This is a genomic window from Pedobacter sp. GW822-FHT03F06 (genome assembly GCF_058801365.1).
In genome coordinates this window covers 387,920-408,723 of sequence record NZ_JBXANE010000002.1, presented here as the reverse complement: position 1 = coordinate 408,723, position 20,804 = coordinate 387,920, and the positions used below count along the sequence as shown (strand labels likewise).

The following is a 20,804-nucleotide window of genomic DNA, read 5'->3' as shown; positions in this document are numbered from 1 at the left end:
TTTATAAGTTTCCTACAGCTTTTTGTAATTGATAATATTGTATTTTGGCATTCACTTTTGCAGTGGTGAGTTCGAACCTCGATTGCAATAATTGGGTTTCGGCATCCAGCAGATCGGTTAAAAGCGCCAACTGATTGAAATAGGTATTCTGCACAATGCGGTAACTTTCGGCAGCCTGTTTAATATTTTCTTCAGCCAGGGCAATACGTTGTACCGATTCTTTGTAAAGGATGTAATTTTTCTGCACTTCCAATCGGATATGATCTTTCACATCTTGATCTTCAACCTCCTGCTGATGCACCCTGATCTCCGCTTCTTTTACCTTGTGTTGATTGGTGTACCAGGATGAGATCGGGATTTTAAGTTTCAATCCTACCATACCTGTACTGTAAAGTGAAAGTGCATAAGGGTAAAACTGGATCTGCGGATAAGCAAAAGCGTACTCGCCAAAGAAACCCAGAGAAGGCATAATGTTCGATTTCACATTTTTCAGTTTCAGCTTGGCCAAAGCCTGCTCTTTTTCCGAAATCTGTATTTTATAAGATGATGTTTTGGCATCGTTAAAATATTCGTCAACCTGTTTTAGCGCAATGGCATCTGTTTCATTGTCCAAAATTTGTGGATTCAGCGGTGCATCATCTGTTCTCCCGATCAAAATATTGAGTTTCTGTTTCGCAATTTTAATGCTGTTGTTAATTTCGGTTAATAGCATACGTTGTTTAGAAAGGCGCAACTCAGCCCTTAACACATCACTTTTTAATATCGTACCGTTTTTATAGAGCTGATTGATTTCAGCCAGCTGCTTTTCGCCGTCGCGGATGTCTTGTTCCAATAAAACCTGATAGGAGATATTCCTGAAAACATCATAAAAATAAACCGCTGCAGTATAATGAATTTCCTGCTTGCTCTGCCCCTTTTGTATCCTACTCAATTCACTTTCTACTTTCGATGTATTAATTTCGGCTGTGGTTTTCCCTCCGTTATAAATATTGAAATAGGCATCAGCACCAGCTTTGTAATAAGTGGGCACCACCGGAAACTGGCCAGGTGTATGAAACAATCCGTTTTCGTAAATCGGCAAGGGAAAAACGTGCGCATAAATACCTTCAGCAGCCAACTCTGGTAGTCTCTCTGACTTGCTCACCTTTACATGCATATCAGTTGCCTGCACATTGAAGCCCTGTATTTGAATCTTTTTATTATTGCTATCTGCTAATGCCCAAATCTGGTTGATGGTAAAATTGCTTTGATCTGGAACAGCTTGTGCATGAACAAAAATTGATGATAAAAGAAAAAGTATACACAACCAAAAGCTTCTTTTATTCTTGTTGAAATTCATATCTGTTAATTAATGATGCAAATTTCGATACAGATTTGTTACTTTGTTTTATCTAAACCGACAGATATTTATTCAAACCAGCCAAATGATAAAAGTTAGCAACGAAGACCTTTTATTTGCAATCGACGAAAAACCAGAAACCATGTATGTTTGGCATAGCAGGTTCGAAGACCGATTTCAAGACCATACGCATTTAAAAGGACAGCTCACATATGTAGAGGGTGGCATCATTTTTCTATACACTAAGGAGAAATCTTATTTCCTCCCCGCCCGGCATTACGTTTGGATTCCGGCAGGCGTCGAGCACCATTTACAGCACCGTTACTACGCGGCAATTGTGCGGAATATTTATTTCGATACCCATACAGATGAAGAAAATCCATTTTATAAACAGATTGGGATTTATCCTGTAAATAACCTTTTGCTCGAGATGTTTCTCTTTTCTGAGCGCTGGAACGGCAATATTGTACCACAGACCAAAGAATACGATTTTTTAAATACGCTTAAAAACATTCTACCCGTAGTAAGCGAACACCCACTCCCTATAGCACTCCCAACCACCGATAACCAGCGGCTAAGACCTGTATTAAAGCACATTGTAGAAGGGCTAGCCGATGATGGTATGAGTTTAGAAAGTGTGGGCAAGACCACAGGCTTTAGCGAACGTACATTATCGAGATTATTTCAATCGGCTTTAGATACCTCTTTCTTTCAGTACCTAAAACTGGCCAGAATGATAAAAGCTATGGAAAAATTATTGGAAAGCGATGCCACCATTAGCGAAATTGCCTATCAGGTGGGTTATAACAGCATCTCTTCTTTCAGCAACACATTTTATAAAATGGTGGGCAAAAGGCCCTCGGAGTTTAAAGCGCTAAAGCAATCAACCCTGACTAAAATTAATTTGGTATAGCCAATTTGGCTATCGGTATAAATTTCTCAAAAACAGCTTCAGTATGAGGTGCATCGGGCAGTTCGTCTGTTAAATCCTGTCCGGCCCAGTGCTCATAATGTTTACCGTTCCGCCACAGCCTGCTATCGGTCATATCGTAGATTAAACCTTTATAAGCCACCCATATTTGAGGTTTATCCTGTCCGTTGCGTAAAGCGAGTTGCTGTTTCGTATAGCTGGGTAAATCCATTTAATTAATTTCGGGTTGAAGATAATTAAAAAAGATTGTCATTCGACTATGCTCAGGATGACATCCTTTTTACTGAAGCCATTGTCAGTCTGAGCGGAGTCGAAGACCTTACACTGGAGATTTCAATTTATTATTCCCATTTGGAGCGCAAGGCCTGTAAAAAACACCAAGTTTCTTCCCGTTTTCCACTTTTACGCTTCGCTGCCTCGTACCTCGTTGCTGCAGGGTAACGCTGCAACCGGGGCTAGGTGGCCACGACAGCATTTCATTTGTATGGCTGCACGGTGCACAAACCCCTGTTCTTAAACCCGATTGGCGCGAACACGAAGTGCAAAGGAGTAAAGCATAAAGCGGGACTGCCAGCCTCCAAGAACCACAGCCCAATCATTTTCTAATCTAAAAACATTAATATTATTTGGAGCGCCTGGCCTGTAAAAAACACCAAGTTTCTTCCCGTTTTCCACTTTTACGCTTCGCTGCCTCGTACCTCGTTGCTGCAGGGTAACGCTGCAACCGGGGCTAGGTGGCCACAGCAGTATTTCATTTGTACGGCTGCACGGTGCACAAACCCCTGTTCTTAAACCCGATTGCAATAAAAAGCCCAAAGCGCAGCGAGGACTTGTAATGGAAAGCGGGACTTAACCCTACCAAGAGCTACTGAACATTCGTTTCCAAAAAAAAATAAACAATTTTATTTTAGGCCTGGCTTTTACCACCCTTGCTTTTAAAAACTTCGTACAGGTAAATATTCATCAACAACAAGCCCATTAAATAAAAATGATCTTCGAAAGGGATAGTCCCCACCCTAAAGCCCAAGTTCTGCTGATCGTTGTACAACACAACCGGAATAGAAGTTAAAAATCCATTAACGATATAAAATGGGATAAGTGAAACCAGATAAGCCCTGTAGAACCTGTACATAAACCTGAACTCCACATTTACATACTCTACATAAGCCAGCACCATAAATAAAAAGCCAAAATTGATCAGTGTGTACCACCTGTTATAACCAAAAAATAAAATGGCCACGCAAAGTCCCAGGAATAAGTTACTTAATGCGAGGCTATACTTTTGCAGGTCGTTTTTTGGGAAATAGGCATTCAAACATTCGTAAATAAACACACAGGCATAAGGAACCGTTAAAAAGAATAAAATCTCTTCTAGGGGCAGCCCCATAAGATTTATACCGATTAGATAATCCGGATTAAAAGACCACACTTTGAGTTTGGTAAACAGGATATCCCAAATTAAAAATACCAAGCCTGTAATTAATATCGAAGGCCATACAAACTTCCATTTGCTAAAAAAATGAACCTTTTTATCGAAAGATAAAACCAGGGGAAAGAAAATTACAGCAAGATTGATAAGTAGATAGGTATAATTCATTTAAAGATATTTTGTCAAAATTTTAACTTCAGCTGGCGTACATTTTTTACTATCGATCATAAATTTAGCTACATTTTTAACCAGTTCACGATCGGCTAGACCAAAATTTTCATTTTGATAATGTTTAAGTATCTCTTTTTTATCCTGAGCTAAATCTTTACTAAAGCCGAGAAAAGAAGGCGTATAAAACTCAATAGAAAACCGCATGAAGCGAATCTCCATATTTTCTTTATCCATATCAATCGCTTTTTGCATGGTTTTGAGCGATCGGCCCACATACTTGATCTTGTTATACGGATTCCATGAGTGCTTAGCCTTAAGCGCCTCTAACGTTCCGGTGTAACCAGTAATTAAGGCGGTTTTATTGGTCAGCTTGTCTAACTTGGTAAACAATGAGTCGGTTAGCTTCGAGTTTTCTACCGCTTTAACCATATTCGTTTTTAATATCGCAATTTCTTGGGTAGATAACTGGGCGTAAGTAATATGGCTTGCTGCAAATAGCAGAAAAAATATAATTCCTAATTTAATCATGAGTTTGAGCAAAGGTAAGAAAAGCTAAGCTCATTTGCTCCAATTGTCATCCTGAGTGCAACGAAGGATCTCTGACCGATGAAATAAAGAACCCAGACCACCTTACCTTCAAAGCTATAGACTCACTTAAGTAACTACTTACGAAAAACAGATTCTTCACTGCGTTCAGAATGACAAAACACTTTAGTTAAAATCATAAAAAAACATTTATTTTTAACAATGGATCATAATTATTTCGTTTACATTTTAACCAATAAAAACAAAACCGTGGTTTATCCCGGAGTAACAAACGATCTGGAAGCAAGACTTAGACACATATCGAGAATAAAGAAAATAAATTTGCTTTTACTTATAAATACAATTGCCACTACCTGGTTTATTTTGAGCGGTTTGAACACATTGAATATGCTATTGAACGCGAAAAAGAAATAAAAGGCTGGACAAGAGCTAAAAAGAATGCGTTAATTGAATTTGAAAACAAAAATTGGGATTTTCTTAATGATATGATTGTTGAAGAATAAATCATTTGTTGATCTTGGCGCCATAGTGTCATCCTGAGCATAGCGAGGGATCTCCAACTGATGAAATACAGTTACCCAAACTATCGATTGAATCATGCTCCCATAAAGATTACTTCTAACAAAAGAAAATTCTTCACTGCGTTCAGAATAACAAAAAACAAAAACAAAACGCAATAAAATTCCTTTATTTACACCATGGAGAAAAAACCCAGGATTACCATTATCGGTGCTGGCTTTGCAGGTTTGGCTGCAGCAGCTTTATTGGCTAAAGATGGTTGTGATGTTACGGTGATCGAAAAAAACGAAATGGCCGGTGGCAGGGCCAGAACCTGGCAAAAAGACGGTTTCCTTTTCGACATGGGCCCCAGCTGGTACTGGATGCCTGATGTTTTTGAAAGCTATTACAATATCTTTAATAAAACCGCTTCCGATTTTTATGAGCTTAAAAGATTAAGTCCTTCTTACCGCATTTATTTTGGCAAACAGGACACTATTGATGTTCCTGCAACATTAGATGATTTATATGCTTTATTTGAAAAACTAGAGCCAGGAAGCAGCAAAAACCTAAAACATTTTCTTGATCAGGCGAAATACAAGTACGATGTTGGAATGAATGAGTATGTTTTTAAGCCTTCGCACAGTGTGATGGAATATTTCGACCCCAGATTGGCTGTTAGCGGAATCAAACTGCAGCTTTTGGGCAATATGCGGAAACATGTTTACCGGTTGTTCAAGAATGAGCGTTTGAGGAAACTTTTAGAATTCCCGGTTTTATTTTTAGGGGCCACGCCACAAAACACACCTGCTTTATACAGTTTGATGAACTATGCCGACCTGGTTTTAGGCACCTGGTACCCAATGGGGGGTATGCACAAAATTGTAATGGCCATGCAAAAAATTGCAGAAGAGCAGGGTGTAAAATTTATTTTCGATACCGAAGTAACCAAAATAGAAGTTAAAAACAACATTGCAGAGTACGTAATTACCAACAAGGGCAACTTTAAAAGCGATTTTGTGGTGGGCAATGCCGATTATCACCATATCGATCAACATCTTTTTGATAAACCTTACCGCAATTACAGTAAAAAGTATTGGGACAAAAGAACCATGGCTCCTTCCTGCCTTTTATTTTATATCGGATTAAATAAAAAACTAGACAATATATTACACCACAATTTATTCTTTGATGAGGATTTCGATCAACATGCCGAAGAAATCTACACCAATCCACAATGGCCATCAAAACCCCTATTTTATGCATGTTGTCCTTCCGTAACCGATCCAACCGTAGCACCGGAGGGTTGCGAGAACCTTTTCTTTTTAATTCCGGTAGCACCTGATTTAGCAGATAGCGAAAGTAAAAGGGAAGAATACTTTAATTTATTGATTGAACGCTTTAAAGATTTAACCGGAAACGATATTGGCGAAAATATTTTGTTTAAGCGCAGTTATGCCATGAATGATTTTGTGGAAGATTACCATGCCTTTAAAGGAAATGCGTATGGATTAGCAAACACTTTGAAACAGACGGCTTTTTTAAAACCGAAGATGAAAAGTAAGGTAACAAATTTTTTATACACCGGACAATTAACCGTTCCGGGGCCTGGTGTACCACCTGCAATCATCTCTGGGCAAGTGGTAGCAAAAGAAATAAAAAAAAAGTTAAAAAAAGCTTGACAAATTTAAAATTTCCCTTATCTTTATAACCACAAAACAAAAACACTGCAAAAAAGCTTCAAAACGCATAATCGTTCGGGGTTTGCATTTGTTTCGAAATAAGAGAGAAGGCGAATTGTTGAAAGAAAAAATAAGAATCAACTAACCAAATATATGATAAGCAAAAAGGCCTGAATTTTCAGGCCTTTTGCTTTTTACGGTGTTTTGGAAATAACTTGCTTAGAATTTAAAGTATCCTTTCCTCAAATTACGATTTAGATAAAAACACTAATCGTCTCGACTGTAGTGCAGCGAAATGGAGAGATCTATTAAATAGATTTCTCGAACAAAAAAGGCCCAGATAAATCTGAGCCTCTAGTTTTTCGATGGATGTATCTTAAGCCACTTCTGTACTGGCAATTTCTTTAGAATAGGTTTTTAAATATTTTTTAAGAATACCTCTTGCTACGTGGATACGCGTTTTTACTGTTCCAATCGGAATAGCTAACATATCTGCAATTTCGTGGTACTTATACCCTTCAAAATAACGGATAAAAGGCACATAATACTCTTCAGGCAATTGCGAAAGGGCTTTATCAATATCGCCTAACACAAATTTACTCTCTGCCTGATTTTTAGTTGCACTATAAGAAAGATTTGCAGAAGATATATCTTCACTCTGTGTAATTAAAGTATTTGTTTTCACCAGTCGGCGATAGTTGTTAATGAAAGTATTTTTCATGATGGTAAACAACCAGCCTTTTAAATTCGTACCCTCTTTAAACTTATTGTAATAAGTGATCGCTTTCAGCATGGTATCCTGAACCAAATCATTTGCGTCTTCTGCGTCTTTAGTAAAATTTAAAGCATAAGATCTAAGTGATACCGAGTGATGATTAACCAGATGATTGAATTCAAATTTTGTCATGATATTTAGCTTTAGGTAGATAAAAAACAAATAAATTATTGTTCGTTCGCATAAACCTAAACAAACTTAGTACCAAAATTTTCTGGCATGGTGTTAAAAGCGTGCAACTACATAAGGGCAGGCTTTCGTCACAGAATATTTACTTCTTTTTCTAAAGTGACTCCAAAAGTAGACTTTACACTGTCTATAATCTGTTCAGAAAAATTATACACTTCTGTGCCAGTCGCATGTCCGTGGTTAACCAAAACCAAAGCCTGGTTTTTCCAGGTGCCTGTTTGGCCAACCACTTTACCCTTCCAGCCACATTGCTCAATTAACCAGCCTGCCGCCAATTTAATTTTATCATCAGCTGTAGGATAGTGTACCACATCGGGGTGTTTCGCCACAATATCAGCAAATTCATATTTTTCGATCACTGGATTTTTAAAGAAACTACCTGCGTTACCAATAGTAGACGGATCGGGCAGTTTGCTTACTCGGATATGTGATACAGCGGCAGAAACATCGGCAATATTCGGGTTTTCGATCCCTCTGTTCAGCAGCTCGGTTTCAATGGCACCATAGGAGGTATTAATTTTCGCTTCCGCCGATAAACGGAAAGTAACGGATGTAATAATATACTGGCCTTTCAACTCACCTTTGAAAATACTTTCGCGGTAACCGAAATGGCAATCCTCATAAGTAAAGGTTTTAATTTTCCCGGTTTTGATCTCAAAAGCGCTACAGCTTTCGAAAACATCTTTAAGCTCTACCCCATAAGCACCAATATTCTGTATTGGCGATGCACCCACTGTACCAGGGATCAGGCTTAAATTCTCTACACCAGCAAAATGATGTCCAACGCAGTAGTTCACAAAATCGTTCCATACTTCACCAGCACCGGCTGTTACCAATACTTTATCATCAAACGTTTTGGATTCGATGCCTTTGATGCTGATTTTAACAACCAATCCCTTATAATCCTGAGTAAATAACACATTACTTCCCCCACCAATAACCAAGAGCTTTTGAGATTTTACGATTTCGTTTTTAAACAGCCTGGCTAAATCTGCTTCAGAAAATATCTCGGCAAAGTAGCTTGCCTTAACATCGATACCAAACGAATTATATGGTTTTAACGAAATATTTTCCTGGATTTGAAGCATATTGATTCTGGGTTATGCTGCAAAAGTAAAATAAAAAATAGTTAAGGAACGATTTTGGTTATCCCCTTATCGAAATTAAAGCTTAAAGTGCCCGCTTTTTCTCCCTCAGCTACTACTTTCGAAAGTTTCCAGCCGACAAAAGCTGGTTTGGTTTTGGCAACGTCCAATAAACGGTATCTTTCTTTGGTGAGTTTTGCACTGATTAAGCCTACACTATCTGACTCTGTCTGACTTAAATGCTCTATCTCACGCTCGAGGACAGCTAAAGTATCATCTAACTCATTTCCTTTTTTTAGACTATCAGCATAAGCCTGAGGAGAAATATTGTAAAGGCTATCTAATTTGGAACTATCAAAATTCAAATCCTGATTACTGTTTTCGTATTTAGCTTCTACAAGTGCAATAGCCTGGTCTTTATCTGTTTTTTTATGGCATGAATATAAGGCTAAGCAAATAATTCCGAAAAGAATAAACAGATAACAATTTTTCATATCATGTAATTTAGTTTTTTAATACCGTTTTCCTTACAAATAATAGCCCAAAAGCCTTGCCTTCTTCTTTGCCCCTATTTTTATGATGGATCTTATGCGCCTTCCGTACCGCCTGCAAATAAGTGTTGTTGCTTTTAAAAGTTTTAAACCGCCTATGCACAAACCAATCATGCACTACGAAATAGATCATGCCATATAAGGTAATACCTAATCCGATAAAAAATCTATACCCTAAATTATGGCGATCGATATACATTAAATACAGAGACAGGGCAGCAAATAGTACGGCAAACAGATCGTTCCATTCGAAGAATGATTTTGCTTTTTGGTGATGGCTTTTATGCATAAACCATAGTGGTCCATGGAACAAATATTTGTGTATAAACCAGGACAAACACTCCATGGCTATGATGGTAAACAATACAATAAAGATGTTGATTAACGCTGACAAATTTTCTAAACGATTGGTTTGTAAAGATATATAAACAGCGCAAGAATCAAAATTGTGTCATTAAATTGTAAGCTTAATGCACTTTTAAACAAACCTTTCATAACAAATCACTTTTTAGCACTATTTTTGACTAAAATATTAAAAAAGTCAGAAAGTAGAAAAGTAAAATGATTGTAGCCGATAAAAAGAGAGAGCAAATTATTGATGGCGCTATAAAACGCTTTATCCATTTTGGTATTGGTAAAACCACAATGAACGATATTGCAGAAGATCTTTCCGTTTCCAAACCATCGCTTTATTATTATTTCCCGGATAAGAAGCATTTAATCATTGGGGTAATAGAAAGGGTATTTAACGACTTTTTTGAGTTGATCAAAAAGAAATACAATCCAGATCAGCCTTTAGAAGACATCCTTTTTAGCATCATAGAAGTGAGGAACACTTTCTTCCAAAAATATTACATGTTAAGGATTACGGAAGGTATTCCTGATTTATTGAACGATGATGTGATTAAAGGCAAATTACAGACGCTTAAAAGCTCGGAAAAAGATTTCTTCGCAGAAATTTTTAGCCAGGCAAAAGGAAAGGGAGAAATTGAGCACGATGATACTGCCCATGTTGCAGAACTTTATCTGGAAAGTTTGATGGGCCTTAGCACCATGTGTATTATGGAAACCGGCAAAGATCTTTTCCCCGATAAAAAAGCATTAAACAAAATGACACTGAAGCAAAAAAACCTCACCACCATATTTGTGAGAGGCTTACGATGTTCAGACTGAAATACGCTGGCCGCAACAAATGATAAACCAATTGTAAAGGGGCCGCAAATTTTAAATACATAAGAACCCAAAAACAAAAAAACAATACATTATGCTTAGAGTAAAAACGGTAAAATTAATGCTCATACTCATTATCGGCTCGGCTTTACCGCAGCTGGTAGTTGCTCAGCAGCAAGTTACCTTAAAAGATGCGCTGACCTATGCGCTCCAAAACAACACCAAGATCCGGAACTCGAAATTGGATATTGAAGGCGGGAGATACAAGGTGGAGGAAGTTAGGGCACAGGCCTTACCTCAAATTACAGGAAATGTTGGTTTAACTTATAATCCTATTATCGGTCAGCTTGTTGCTAATTTCGGCGGGCAGACACAGGCGATTAAATTAGGCCAGAACTGGAATTCGACTGCAGGTGTTCAGCTTTCACAACAATTGTTCAACCAACAGGTTTTTACTGGCCTACAGGCTGCTAGATCGAGTGAGGAATATTACAACCTTACTTCAAAATTAACAGAAGAACAGATCATCGAACTGGTGGCCAACAATTACTACCAGGTTTTGGTAAACAGACAACAGTTAAACGTAATTGATACCAATATTAAAAATGTCAAAATTGTAGAAAAAATTGTTTCAAACCAGTTTAAAAATGGTTTAGCCAGAAAAATCGATGTTGACAGGATCAACGTAAACCTAACGAACCTGAATACACAGCGTGAGCAGGTGATTAATGCCATTACCCAATTGGAGAATCAGTTAAAATTCTCGATGGGTATGCCGGTTTCTACCCCGATCAGCTTACCATTTACCGAATTAACAGAAGTAACCACTTTACCTGTATTTACAGACTCTATCGATCTGGCAAACAGAACAGAGGTTAAACTTTTGGATAATCAGGATAAACTTTTATCACTGCAAAGAAAGGCATACGTTGCCGAATATTATCCATCATTGGCTTTAACGGGTAATTATACCTACTCAAGCCAAAGTGATGGTTTCGATTTCCTAAAGTCTAATGCTGCTGCAATCGGATATGGCGCATCAGCAGTTGGTCTGACTTTGAAAGTGCCAATTTTCAACGGTTTTTTAACACGTTCAAAAATCCGCCAGGCAGATGTGGATATCAAGAAAGCAAGAGAGAGCAGAAAAGAATCTGTAAACTCGCTAAATCTGGCTTATGAGAACGCAAAAATCCAATTACGCAATAACATCAACACCATTAAATCGCAACGTAAAAACGCGGATTTGGCGCAGGAAATTTACAAAAGCACACAAAACAATTATAACAATGGCTTAGCTTCTTTAACCGATCTTCTGGATACAGAAAATGCACTTACTGAGGCGCAGAACAGTTATACACAGGCTTTATTGAATTATAAAATAGCCGAAATACAATTAATCAAATCAAACGGAAATATTAAATCGCTAGTACAATAGAAATGAAAAGAGTAATTACCATAATTATAGTAGTTGTTGTTGCCCTTGGTGCAATAGCTTATGTTTTAAGCAACAATAAAAAGAAGAACGAAGAAAAAACTGCTTTCATTGCTAAAGGTGGTGGCGCTGTTGCCGTTCGGGTTGCTCAGGTAGAGAGAAAAGCTGTGAATTTAGATTTCAGCGCAAACGGAAACTTTATTCCTAAACAAGAACTTAACTTCTTATCAGAAAATGCAGGTCGTGTTACGGCTATTTATGTTGATGAAGGTGACCGCGTAAGCAAAGGTCAGGTTTTAGCCCGCGTTGACGCTGAAATTATCAATACTGATAGAGAAACTGCTGAGGCTAACTACCAGAATGCAGTGAGAGATGAAGCCAGATACCAAAGCTCATTCTCAACTGGTGGTGTTACGCAACAACAGCTAGATCAGGCCAAATTGGCTACAAGAAATGCAAAATTGCGTTTACAGGCCTCCCAACGTAAACTGAGTGATGCAAACATTAAATCGCCAATTAACGGTATTGTAAACAAAAGATACATTGAAGTTGGTGCATTTGTAAATACTCAGGGTACACAGATGTTCGAACTTGTTGATGTTTCTAAATTAAAACTGAAAGTAAACGTTAACGAATCGCAAGTTGCCAACCTTAAAATCGGCGATCAGATCGACATTAAATCTTCTGTTTTCCCAACTGATAATTTCTCCGGAAAAGTAACTTTCATCGCTGCTAAAGCCGATGCAACACTAAACTTCCCGATCGAAATTGAAGTAGAGAACAGCCATAAAAATACTTTAAAAGCGGGTATGTACGGAACTGCAATATTTAAGTTCCCTAAACAGGCGCCTAGCATCCTGATTCCACGCACTTCATTTGTAGGTAGTGTAAGCAGCAACCAGGTTTTTGTATTGGATAAAGCTAACAATACCGCTAAAACCCGTAATGTGGTAGCTGGCCGTATTTTAGGAGACAATGTTGAAATTCTTGATGGCTTAAAAGAAGGTGAAACTGTAATCACCAGCGGACAGATTAACTTAACTGAGGGTACTGCCGTTAGTATCGTAAAATAAGTTAGAGAGGGATTTTTTGGCTATAAAACGCGATACGCCAATCGCAAAACGCAATACTTATTAAAATGAAGATAACAGACATATCTATAAAAAGGCCTTCGCTGGTTATTGTGGTGTTTACCGCACTTACTTTGCTTGGGCTACTAAGTTACTTTTCGTTGGGTTATGAATTACTTCCAAAATTCTCTAACAACGTAGTATCTATTTCGACCATCTACCCTGGTGCTTCACCAAATGAGGTTGAAAATACCGTAACCAAAAAAATTGAGGATGCGGTATCATCGATGGAAAACATCAAAAAAATCAACTCTGTATCGTTTGAGAGTTTATCTACAGTTACCATCACCTTAACTGATGCGGCAAACATCGATATTTCCTTAAATGATGCACAAAGAAAGGTAAATGCCATTCTTTCTGATCTGCCTGAGGATGTAAAAACGCCATCATTAAGTAAATTCTCTTTGGATGATTTACCGGTAATTACCATGTCGGCATCAGCCAATATGGATGATATTACCTTTTACGATTTAATCGATAAACGTATTGCCCCCGTAATTTCGAGGGTGAGCGGTATTGCACAGGTTAACCTGGTTGGTGGTTCGGAACGCGAAATTCAGGTTTCGTTAAATGCTGATAAACTACAAGGATACAACCTTTCGGTACCTCAGGTTCAACAACTGATTCTGAGCTCCAATCTTGATTTCCCTACGGGAAGTGTTAAAACCCAAAACCAGGATGTATTAATCCGTTTATCGGGTAAATACAGAAGTATGGAAGAGTTGAGAAACCTCGTTCTAACCACGACCAAAGATGGTGCACAGATCCGTTTAGGTGACGTTGCCGATGTTCAGGATTCGCAAAAAGAAACTGAAAAACTGGCACGTATTGATCGTAAAGCATCTATTGCCATCCAGATCATTAAACAAAGTGATGCAAATGCGGTAGAAGTAAGTAAAGGTGTACACGCCATTATTGCCAAACTTAAAACAGAATACGCAGCAAATAAATTAGACATTAGAATTGTTAACGACAGTTCAATCTTCACCTTAGAATCAGCTGATGCGGTAATCCACGATTTAATCCTGGCAGTTATCCTGGTGGCTTTCGTAATGCTTTTCTTCTTGCACAGTTTACGTAATGCGTTAATTGTAATGGTATCGATTCCGGTTTCGTTAATCGCTACCTTCATCGGGATCAGCTTATTCGGCTTTACCTTAAACTTAATGTCGTTACTGGGGCTATCACTCGTGGTAGGTATCCTGGTAGATGATGCGATTGTGGTACTGGAAAATATCCAGCGACATATGGAGATGGGTAAAAACAAGGTAAGAGCAGCATCTGATGCAACAAGAGAAATTGGTTTTACCGTAGTATCTATTACTTTCGTAATTGTGGTTGTGTTCTTCCCGATTGCTGTAAGTACAGGCCTGGTATCGAACATCTTACGTCAGTTCTGTATTGTGGTAATTATTGCAACCTTACTTTCGTTAGTAGCTTCATTTACCATTGTACCACTTATCTTCTCTCGTTTCGGTAAGTTAGAACGTATTGAAGGTAAAAACCTATTCGGCCGTTTTATTCTTTGGTTCGAAAAACAATTAAAGAAATTTACGCTTTGGATTACCAGCATTTTAACATGGTCGTTAAACCACAAAGCTTTAACATTAGTTATGGTTGTGGTGATGTTCTTAAGTTCATGCGGTTTACTGGTAGGTGGTTTTATCGGATCGGAATTCTTCCCTAAATCAGATAAAGGTGAGTTCCTGGTGCAGTTAGAGCTACCAAAAGATGCTTCTTTAGAGCAAACCAACTTTTTAACACAAAAAGCTGAAGCTTTCTTAGACAAACAACCGGAAATTACGCAGTTAATTACCACAGTTGGACAATCGACTGGTGATTTTGGTGGTACACAGGCTACAGCCTATAAATCGGAGATTAATGTTAAGCTGGTTGAACGCGATCAACGTGAAGGTGTTTCTTCAGATATTTTCGCAACGAAAATGAGCCGTGCATTAGCGAAAGAATTAATTGGTGCAAAAGTTAAAACCGTTCCGATCAGTATTTTGGGTATTGCAGAAAACGCACCGATCCAATTGGTGGTAATGGGTTCTGATTTAGACAGCGCATTGAAGTATGCTGAAGGTGCTCAAAAAGTGCTCGCCGCTATCCCTGGTGCAACCGAGATTAAATTATCGGTAGAAAAGGGAACTCCTGAGATTAACGTTCAGGTAGACCGCGATAAGATGTCGGCAGTTGGCTTAACTTTACAAACGGTAGGTTCTACCATGCAAACAGCGTTTGCGGGTAACACTGATGGTAAATACCGTAAAGGTGAGTACGAGTACGATATCAATATCCAGTATCAAAACTTTAACCGCCAGAATATTGATGACGTGCGTAACCTGATTTTTGTAAACAGCGATGGTAAACAGATTAAGTTATCACAGTTTGCAACCATTACGGAAGGTTCGGGCCCAAGTCAGTTGGAGCGTTTAAATAAATCTACTTCGGTATCAGTTAAGGCACAATCAATCGGTAGACCAACAGGAACCGTGGTTGCTGAGTTCCAGGCGAAACTGGAAGAGCTGCAAAAAAATGGCAAACTTAAAGCCCCAATTGGCGTAAGTTATAGCTGGGCGGGTGATCAGGAAAACCAGAGCGAAGGTTTTGGTACCTTGGGTATCGCTTTATTGGCTTCGATCATTTTGGTTTACCTGATTATGGTTGCGCTTTACGATAGTTTCATCTATCCGTTGGTGGTAATGTTCTCACTTCCTTTAGCGGTAATCGGGGCATTGTTAGCTTTAGCTTTAACCAATAACTCAATCGGTATCTTCACCATTTTAGGTTTAATTATGTTAATGGGTCTGGTTGCAAAAAATGCGATTATCCTCGTCGATTTTACCAACCACTTAAAAGCTGAAGGTAAAGAGACTAAAGAAGCGCTTGTATTGGCCAACCACGCACGTTTACGCCCAATCTTAATGACAACCATCGCCATGGTATTCGGTATGCTTCCAATTGCATTGGCAAGCGGTGCCGGCGCCGAATGGAAAAATGGTTTGGCATGGGTTATTGTTGGTGGATTAACCAGTTCATTATTCTTAACCTTAATTGTAGTGCCAGTGGTATACTTAATATTCGACAGAATGTTAGAAAGATTAGGCTTTAACAAAAAAGGAAAAACAATCGATGAGTTAATGGTTGAACCATACGATCACAAAGATGTAAACGAATACGATTTAGATCACGGACATTAATAAACACCCAGATTAACAATCATTTTAGCCCCGATCCCAAATCGGGGCTTTTTTGTGGAGTTTCAAACGTAATGCCGCCATGGTTCGTGTCCTCACGAACCATTTCATTTTTCACCAGCCGATACTGATAACTTTTGATGCCCAGATAATTATACAATGTTGTCTTCAAACAAATTATGTTGCAACATTGTATATTAGGGATTATGTTTAAATTCATTTTTAGCCTATTTCTGATCTGCACTACCCTCTTAGTAAAAGCTCAACACCCTCCTGTTTTTCCGGCGATGACTACTGATTCGAGTTTCGTTAAGGTTTACAACTTAGATATCACACTGGTAAAGTACAGTTACAAACCTAATGGCATTAAATTTTTAGTCGTACATGATAATGAAGATACTGGTGTAAAAGCAGGTTTTGATTATATCCGTTGGAGCGGCGGCGAACTCATCGACAGTCAATATGGCGGCGTAAGAGATTATTATTTCACCTATATGGATGATCAATATCGTATAGACCCTAATGCCATTTATACTGAAGTAGGTGTAAAAACCAGGTTAAAAAAAGACTTTTTCAGCTCTAACGAAGTTGAAAAAGCGATACTTAATGCAGGCAAACAAATTGTCGATTTTTACGATCCAAAAGCCATGGGTTATTTTTTAACCTTGCATAACAATGCCGATGGTGGTTTTGGGATTTCTTCTTATTTACCAGGTTATGATTTAGCCAGCACTGCCGATTCGGTTTACATCAACTTTCAGATGGATGGCGATGATCTTGTTTACGTTACCGAGCCAAGGTTGTTCAGCAGCTTAAAAAAGGCTAATGTGAATGTAATTCTTCAATCTAAATTTGTTTCCAATGATGGTTCGCTTTCGGTTTATGCCATGCAAAATAATATTCCGTATATTAATGTTGAGGTACAGCATGGGCATCAGGACGAAAATTTAAGGTTAATCGAACTGGCTATCGCCGCCCTAAAAGAACATGGATTGGTGAAGAAAGAATAGCATACACAAGCGTCACCCTGAATTTATTTCAGGGTCTTATAACCGGAAAATGCTGACCAGTTAGTAGCTACAAAACAATGGCCAAATGCATACTGATATTCAACCAAGGTTTTTTGCACCCTGCAACCCGTAAAATGAAATACGGCTATAGCCAACTAGCCCCGGTTGCAGCGTTACCCTGCAGCAACGAGGTACGAGGCAGCGAAGCGTAAAAGCGTAAAACGGGAGGAAACTTCTTCTTTAGCACAGGCTTTGCGCTTCAATTGAAATCGATAGTTTTTTTATAAGGAAAAAGAATGGATTGTGGTTCTTGGCGGTTTGCAGTCCCGCCTTACGCTTTACTCCGTTGCACTTCGTGTTCGCTCCAGTCGGGTTTAGAAACAAGGGTTTGTGCCCCCTGCAACCCGTAAAATGAAATACGGCTATGACCAACTAGCCCCGGTTGCAGCGTTACCCTGCAGCAACGAGGTACGAGGCAGCGAAACGTAAAACGGGAAGGAACTTTCTGTTATGTACAGGCGCTACGCTCTAAATGATAAATATATTTTTAACAGCAGATTAGCTCCATAATATTAGTTTATGGCTTTTATTTTTGTAATCAGGAAAGTAATCAGCAAACCAAAAACAGAAATAATCCCGAAAGAATAACGCAGGCTCGATAGTTGCGAAATATAGCCTATTAATGGCGGACCAAATAAAAATGCAAAATAACCAATGCTCGAAACCATGGTTATCGCTTTACCAGCAGGCACTTTTTTATTGTTACCAGCTATGCTGTATACCATTGGTACGATACTCGAAACACCCAGGCCAATAAGCATAAAACCAAAAATAGCGACAATTAGGTTTGGAAATATTACGGCAAGTGCCATCCCTATCGATATAATGGCTCCGCTGATCTGAAGGAGGTTTTTCCGCCCGAATTTACCGATTAAAAACACACCTAAAAATCTTCCGCTTGCCATCATAAACATAAAGGAGGCATAACCTATAATCGCCTTATTATGAGGCAACTTCACTACATCTTCAAAATATATAGCACTCCAATCGAACATTGTTCCTTCAGTGGCCATACTACAAAATGCGATAACACCCAATAACACTAAAATACCCTGCGGCATGGTAAATAACTTCGTTTTCTCCACCACGGCATCTGGTTTATTATAGTTTAGCAACTTTTTCCGGTTAAGCATCACATTACTTAAAGATATCAGGGCAATAATCCAAAAATGGGTATACATCCCTAGTTTAAGGTTAACCAAACCAAGCGCTATTAATGCACCGGTTAAATTCCCAATACTCCAGGCTCCATGAAAAGAACTCATAATGGGCTTGCCGTAATAGTTTTCGCCGGCAACGCCTTGCGTATTTAAGGCAATGTTACAAAGATTACCCGTGATGCCAAATAAAACCAAAAAAGCAGCCAACTGCCAGCCAGTGGTAGCCAATGCTAAAAAAGTTAATGCAATTGCATAAAGCGGTGCAGTTGCTACAAGCATTTTTTTACTACCGAAATGAGTGGTCAGTTTTGCCGAAAAAAACATCGTGATAATCTGTCCTGCAGGTAAAGCAAAAAGAATGGAGCCTAACTCTGCATCATTTAAGCCCATCGAAGCTTTAAAAGTTGGAATCCTACTGGCCCAGCTTGCAAAGCACACCCCCTGCATAAAGTAAAAGGCAGATATGGCAAATCGTACTTGTTTCGGAGAGCTTTGCGCTAATACAGGTTTATCTTCTTGTTTACTTAAAATTTCCTGTCCTTGCGTGCTTTCTTCCAAAATGATGTTTTAAATTATAGATTGAGCTACAAAGTTCTTTAAATCTATTGGAAATACCGACAAGTTTTTAACATTTTATCAAAAAATTTAGAACTTATCGGGTTAAAATCTTAGATTTTCCATTTTTCCAGTTCATACGAACTATCCCAAAACATCCATTCTAAACGGGTTGCCATTTCAAAAACAGCTAGCATTTTTTGTTGAGTTACTGCATTTGCCTGCGCTGCCAGTTGATCCGTAATATCAATTGCTTTTTCTACCGCAGCAGCAAATTCTAGGCCTGCATACATATCGATCCACCTTTTGTATGGATTATGGTCGCCATTTTGCTTTGCAAAAATATAATCGCCCACTGCCTTATAAATCCAAAAGCATGGTAAAACAGCCGCTACTGCAATTTCTACATTGGCGTACGCGGCCTGACTAAGAATATAATTGGTATACAGAAGTGTAGAGGGTGTGGGCTGCACTTCGTTAGCTAGACCAAATTCTACAAAATAACTTTCGTGCAAACTACGCTCCGCAAAAATCGCACCTGTAGAAAACCCCGCAAAGGCCATCACTAAATCTGCATCCTGCATACGGCTACTAATGGTGCTTAAAGTTCTGCCGAACTCCAAAAGGTAATAGGCATCTTGTGCCAGATAAAAGATAAACTTTTCTATAGGCAGCGTGCCATTGCTTAATTCGGTATTAAAAGGCATTGCTAAAATCTTGGCATAAATGGGCTGTACCCTTTCCCATGCCTGTGTGCTCCATTTCATTGGATAATTAATTTTAAAGGTTCGAAAAAATGGTTTAATGGGCCGTTGCCCTTACCAGTTTTTACCTCACTACCGGCCTGTAGCGCTTGGCTAATGTAGTTTTTCGCATTTTTAATTGCGACAAGTAAGGTGTTACCCTTGGCCATTTCAGCGGCTATGGCGGATGAAAGTGTACAACCTGTTCCATGTAGATTTTTAGAAGCAATAAAGACACTTTCTAATACCACAGGCGCATCGTTCCCAGTGATAAAAACATCGTAAATGATTGGGCCTATTAAGTGTCCTCCTTTTATTAAAACTGCTTTTGCACCTTTTTCGATAATTTTTCTACCCGCAGCAATCATACCATCGAGGTTATGGATCTCTTGCCCTGAAAGGATAATGGCCTCATCAATATTAGGGGTAACCAATGTTACCAAGGGAAATAGTTTTCCAACTAACTGGGTTACGGTATCAGGCTCGATTAATCGATCGCCACTGGTGGCTACCATAACAGGATCTAAAATAACGGGAACATCTTGATTATAGTTTTTTAATTGCTTTTCGATTACCTGCACCACTTCTGCACGGTTGATCATGCCGATTTTAATGGACACTGGCGCTATATCTTCCAATACCGCCTGTAACTGATCTTTAATCATTTCTGCCGGAATGCCATGCACTGAACGCACCCCCACTGTATTTTGTGCCGTTACAGCTGTGATTACCGAGGTACCAAAACAGCCCAAAGCAGAAAAGGTTTTTAAATCGGCCTGGATGCCCGCACCGCCTCCACTATCCGAACCAGCTATTGTTAATACATTAATATAATTCATTGCTTAAAGACTTCATTTTGTTGTATAACTTCAGGAGTCTTCAAATGCAGTATGCATTTTTACGCAATTTTTGCAGACAAACTAATTTCCTACGCCGGCATTATCCGGATCAGGTTCATTTGAGGTTGATGGTTGGAGGGTTTTAAGGCTGAAGGACATTACCCTCTACCTTTCTACCTTTAACCTCAAAATGGGTATGTTCTCAGCCAACTTATTTGAAGGCACCCCTAAAGTTTTATTTTGTAGCGCAATATAGGGCTTAATCTTGAGAAAATAAAAGTATACATTCTTGCGTTAATCGTCATCTCG

19 protein-coding genes are annotated in these 20,804 nt (G+C 38.7%); 8 read left to right on the top strand and 11 right to left on the bottom strand.

Annotation, left to right across the window (positions count from 1 at the left end; genetic code table 11):
• Position 1: 1 nt before the first annotated feature.
• On the bottom strand, positions 2 to 1,339 hold the full coding sequence (locus AC1RJ8_RS04385) for a TolC family protein (protein ID WP_492952688.1): 1,338 nt from the start codon (positions 1,337 to 1,339) through the stop codon (positions 2 to 4).
• Between the two features lie 85 nt (positions 1,340 to 1,424).
• Between AC1RJ8_RS04385 and AC1RJ8_RS04380 the strand changes: the two genes are divergently transcribed.
• Positions 1,425 to 2,252 (top strand): helix-turn-helix domain-containing protein, encoded by an 828-nt coding sequence (locus tag AC1RJ8_RS04380; RefSeq protein ID WP_492952687.1) that lies wholly within the window; start codon positions 1,425 to 1,427, stop codon positions 2,250 to 2,252.
• Here the strand turns inward: AC1RJ8_RS04380 and AC1RJ8_RS04375 are convergent.
• The 3 genes from AC1RJ8_RS04375 to AC1RJ8_RS04365 all read right to left on the bottom strand — a co-directional run bounded on the left by AC1RJ8_RS04375 (position 2,239) and on the right by AC1RJ8_RS04365 (position 4,398).
• Complete coding sequence (locus AC1RJ8_RS04375; protein WP_492952686.1) at positions 2,239 to 2,481, bottom strand: cytochrome b5 domain-containing protein; 243 nt, start codon at positions 2,479 to 2,481, stop codon at positions 2,239 to 2,241. The two genes, AC1RJ8_RS04380 and AC1RJ8_RS04375, sit on opposite strands and share 14 nt — an antisense overlap.
• 696 nt (positions 2,482 to 3,177) lie before the next feature.
• Positions 3,178 to 3,867: a lycopene cyclase domain-containing protein gene (locus AC1RJ8_RS04370; protein ID WP_492952685.1), complete on the bottom strand. Its 690-nt coding sequence runs from the start codon at positions 3,865 to 3,867 to the stop codon at positions 3,178 to 3,180.
• A complete protein-coding gene (locus tag AC1RJ8_RS04365; protein ID WP_492952684.1) occupies positions 3,868 to 4,398 on the bottom strand; it encodes a hypothetical protein in 531 nt (176 codons plus the stop codon).
• Positions 4,399 to 4,617: 219 nt separating this feature from the next.
• Between AC1RJ8_RS04365 and AC1RJ8_RS04360 the strand changes: the two genes are divergently transcribed.
• Both AC1RJ8_RS04360 and crtID read left to right on the top strand, forming a co-directional pair.
• Positions 4,618 to 4,830, top strand: coding sequence for a GIY-YIG nuclease family protein (locus tag AC1RJ8_RS04360; protein ID WP_492952683.1), 213 nt, complete (start codon positions 4,618 to 4,620; stop codon positions 4,828 to 4,830).
• Positions 4,831 to 5,114: 284 nt separating this feature from the next.
• Positions 5,115 to 6,596, top strand: a complete 1,482-nt coding sequence (gene crtID, locus AC1RJ8_RS04355; RefSeq protein ID WP_492952682.1) for a bifunctional phytoene desaturase/3,4-desaturase — start codon at positions 5,115 to 5,117, stop codon at positions 6,594 to 6,596.
• A 376-nt stretch (positions 6,597 to 6,972) separates the two neighbouring features.
• Here the strand turns inward: crtID and AC1RJ8_RS04350 are convergent, their stop codons facing one another.
• The 4 genes from AC1RJ8_RS04350 to AC1RJ8_RS04335 form a co-directional block, all read right to left on the bottom strand.
• Positions 6,973 to 7,503, bottom strand: coding sequence for an RNA polymerase sigma factor (locus tag AC1RJ8_RS04350; RefSeq protein ID WP_492952681.1), 531 nt, complete (start codon positions 7,501 to 7,503; stop codon positions 6,973 to 6,975).
• Positions 7,504 to 7,631: 128 nt separating this feature from the next.
• The gene (gene murB / locus AC1RJ8_RS04345) at positions 7,632 to 8,648 is read right to left on the bottom strand and encodes a UDP-N-acetylmuramate dehydrogenase (RefSeq protein WP_492952680.1); all 1,017 of its coding nucleotides are present in this window, start codon (positions 8,646 to 8,648) and stop codon (positions 7,632 to 7,634) included.
• 41 nt (positions 8,649 to 8,689) lie between these two features.
• Entirely contained in the window at positions 8,690 to 9,139 is a 450-nt protein-coding gene (locus AC1RJ8_RS04340) for a hypothetical protein (RefSeq protein WP_492952679.1), read from the bottom strand.
• Between the two features lie 10 nt (positions 9,140 to 9,149).
• On the bottom strand, positions 9,150 to 9,560 hold the full coding sequence (locus AC1RJ8_RS04335) for a sterol desaturase family protein (RefSeq protein ID WP_493008031.1): 411 nt from the start codon (positions 9,558 to 9,560) through the stop codon (positions 9,150 to 9,152).
• A 197-nt stretch (positions 9,561 to 9,757) separates the two neighbouring features.
• On the opposite strand from AC1RJ8_RS04335, the gene AC1RJ8_RS04330 reads away from it, so the two are divergent.
• The 5 genes from AC1RJ8_RS04330 (at position 9,758) to AC1RJ8_RS04310 (ending at position 17,138) form a co-directional block, all read left to right on the top strand.
• A complete protein-coding gene (locus AC1RJ8_RS04330) occupies positions 9,758 to 10,369 on the top strand; it encodes a TetR/AcrR family transcriptional regulator (RefSeq protein WP_492952677.1) in 612 nt (203 codons plus the stop codon).
• A gap of 91 nt (positions 10,370 to 10,460) precedes the next feature.
• On the top strand, positions 10,461 to 11,801 hold the full coding sequence (locus tag AC1RJ8_RS04325) for a TolC family protein (protein ID WP_492952676.1): 1,341 nt from the start codon (positions 10,461 to 10,463) through the stop codon (positions 11,799 to 11,801).
• 2 nt (positions 11,802 to 11,803) lie between these two features.
• On the top strand, positions 11,804 to 12,871 hold the full coding sequence (locus tag AC1RJ8_RS04320; protein WP_492952675.1) for an efflux RND transporter periplasmic adaptor subunit: 1,068 nt from the start codon (positions 11,804 to 11,806) through the stop codon (positions 12,869 to 12,871).
• A gap of 65 nt (positions 12,872 to 12,936) precedes the next feature.
• Complete coding sequence (locus AC1RJ8_RS04315; protein ID WP_057931304.1) at positions 12,937 to 16,131, top strand: efflux RND transporter permease subunit; 3,195 nt, start codon at positions 12,937 to 12,939, stop codon at positions 16,129 to 16,131.
• Between the two features lie 203 nt (positions 16,132 to 16,334).
• The gene (locus AC1RJ8_RS04310; RefSeq protein WP_492952674.1) at positions 16,335 to 17,138 is read left to right on the top strand and encodes a hypothetical protein; all 804 of its coding nucleotides are present in this window, start codon (positions 16,335 to 16,337) and stop codon (positions 17,136 to 17,138) included.
• Between the two features lie 572 nt (positions 17,139 to 17,710).
• Here AC1RJ8_RS04310 and AC1RJ8_RS04305 read toward each other — a convergent pair.
• From AC1RJ8_RS04305 to thiD, 3 genes are all read right to left on the bottom strand, one after another.
• Positions 17,711 to 18,916: an MFS transporter gene (locus tag AC1RJ8_RS04305; protein ID WP_492952673.1), complete on the bottom strand. Its 1,206-nt coding sequence runs from the start codon at positions 18,914 to 18,916 to the stop codon at positions 17,711 to 17,713.
• Positions 18,917 to 19,026: 110 nt separating this feature from the next.
• On the bottom strand, positions 19,027 to 19,680 hold the full coding sequence (locus AC1RJ8_RS04300; RefSeq protein ID WP_492952672.1) for a TenA family protein: 654 nt from the start codon (positions 19,678 to 19,680) through the stop codon (positions 19,027 to 19,029).
• The gene (thiD, locus tag AC1RJ8_RS04295; protein WP_492952671.1) at positions 19,677 to 20,495 is read right to left on the bottom strand and encodes a bifunctional hydroxymethylpyrimidine kinase/phosphomethylpyrimidine kinase; all 819 of its coding nucleotides are present in this window, start codon (positions 20,493 to 20,495) and stop codon (positions 19,677 to 19,679) included. The genes AC1RJ8_RS04300 and thiD overlap by 4 nt, the downstream gene beginning before the upstream one ends.
• Between the last annotated feature and the right edge of the window lie 309 nt (positions 20,496 to 20,804).

Coding starts and splice junctions, on each gene's coding strand:
- AC1RJ8_RS04385 (WP_492952688.1), bottom strand. CDS start 1,339: ATGAATTTCAACAAGAATAAAAGAAGCTTTTGGTTGTGTATACTTTTT.
- AC1RJ8_RS04380 (WP_492952687.1), top strand. CDS start 1,425: ATGATAAAAGTTAGCAACGAAGACCTTTTATTTGCAATCGACGAAAAA.
- AC1RJ8_RS04375 (WP_492952686.1), bottom strand. CDS start 2,481: ATGGATTTACCCAGCTATACGAAACAGCAACTCGCTTTACGCAACGGA.
- AC1RJ8_RS04370 (WP_492952685.1), bottom strand. CDS start 3,867: ATGAATTATACCTATCTACTTATCAATCTTGCTGTAATTTTCTTTCCC.
- AC1RJ8_RS04365 (WP_492952684.1), bottom strand. CDS start 4,398: ATGATTAAATTAGGAATTATATTTTTTCTGCTATTTGCAGCAAGCCAT.
- AC1RJ8_RS04360 (WP_492952683.1), top strand. CDS start 4,618: ATGGATCATAATTATTTCGTTTACATTTTAACCAATAAAAACAAAACC.
- crtID (WP_492952682.1), top strand. CDS start 5,115: ATGGAGAAAAAACCCAGGATTACCATTATCGGTGCTGGCTTTGCAGGT.
- AC1RJ8_RS04350 (WP_492952681.1), bottom strand. CDS start 7,503: ATGACAAAATTTGAATTCAATCATCTGGTTAATCATCACTCGGTATCA.
- murB (WP_492952680.1), bottom strand. CDS start 8,648: ATGCTTCAAATCCAGGAAAATATTTCGTTAAAACCATATAATTCGTTT.
- AC1RJ8_RS04340 (WP_492952679.1), bottom strand. CDS start 9,139: ATGAAAAATTGTTATCTGTTTATTCTTTTCGGAATTATTTGCTTAGCC.
- AC1RJ8_RS04330 (WP_492952677.1), top strand. CDS start 9,758: ATGATTGTAGCCGATAAAAAGAGAGAGCAAATTATTGATGGCGCTATA.
- AC1RJ8_RS04325 (WP_492952676.1), top strand. CDS start 10,461: ATGCTTAGAGTAAAAACGGTAAAATTAATGCTCATACTCATTATCGGC.
- AC1RJ8_RS04320 (WP_492952675.1), top strand. CDS start 11,804: ATGAAAAGAGTAATTACCATAATTATAGTAGTTGTTGTTGCCCTTGGT.
- AC1RJ8_RS04315 (WP_057931304.1), top strand. CDS start 12,937: ATGAAGATAACAGACATATCTATAAAAAGGCCTTCGCTGGTTATTGTG.
- AC1RJ8_RS04310 (WP_492952674.1), top strand. CDS start 16,335: ATGTTTAAATTCATTTTTAGCCTATTTCTGATCTGCACTACCCTCTTA.
- AC1RJ8_RS04300 (WP_492952672.1), bottom strand. CDS start 19,680: ATGAAATGGAGCACACAGGCATGGGAAAGGGTACAGCCCATTTATGCC.
- thiD (WP_492952671.1), bottom strand. CDS start 20,495: ATGAATTATATTAATGTATTAACAATAGCTGGTTCGGATAGTGGAGGC.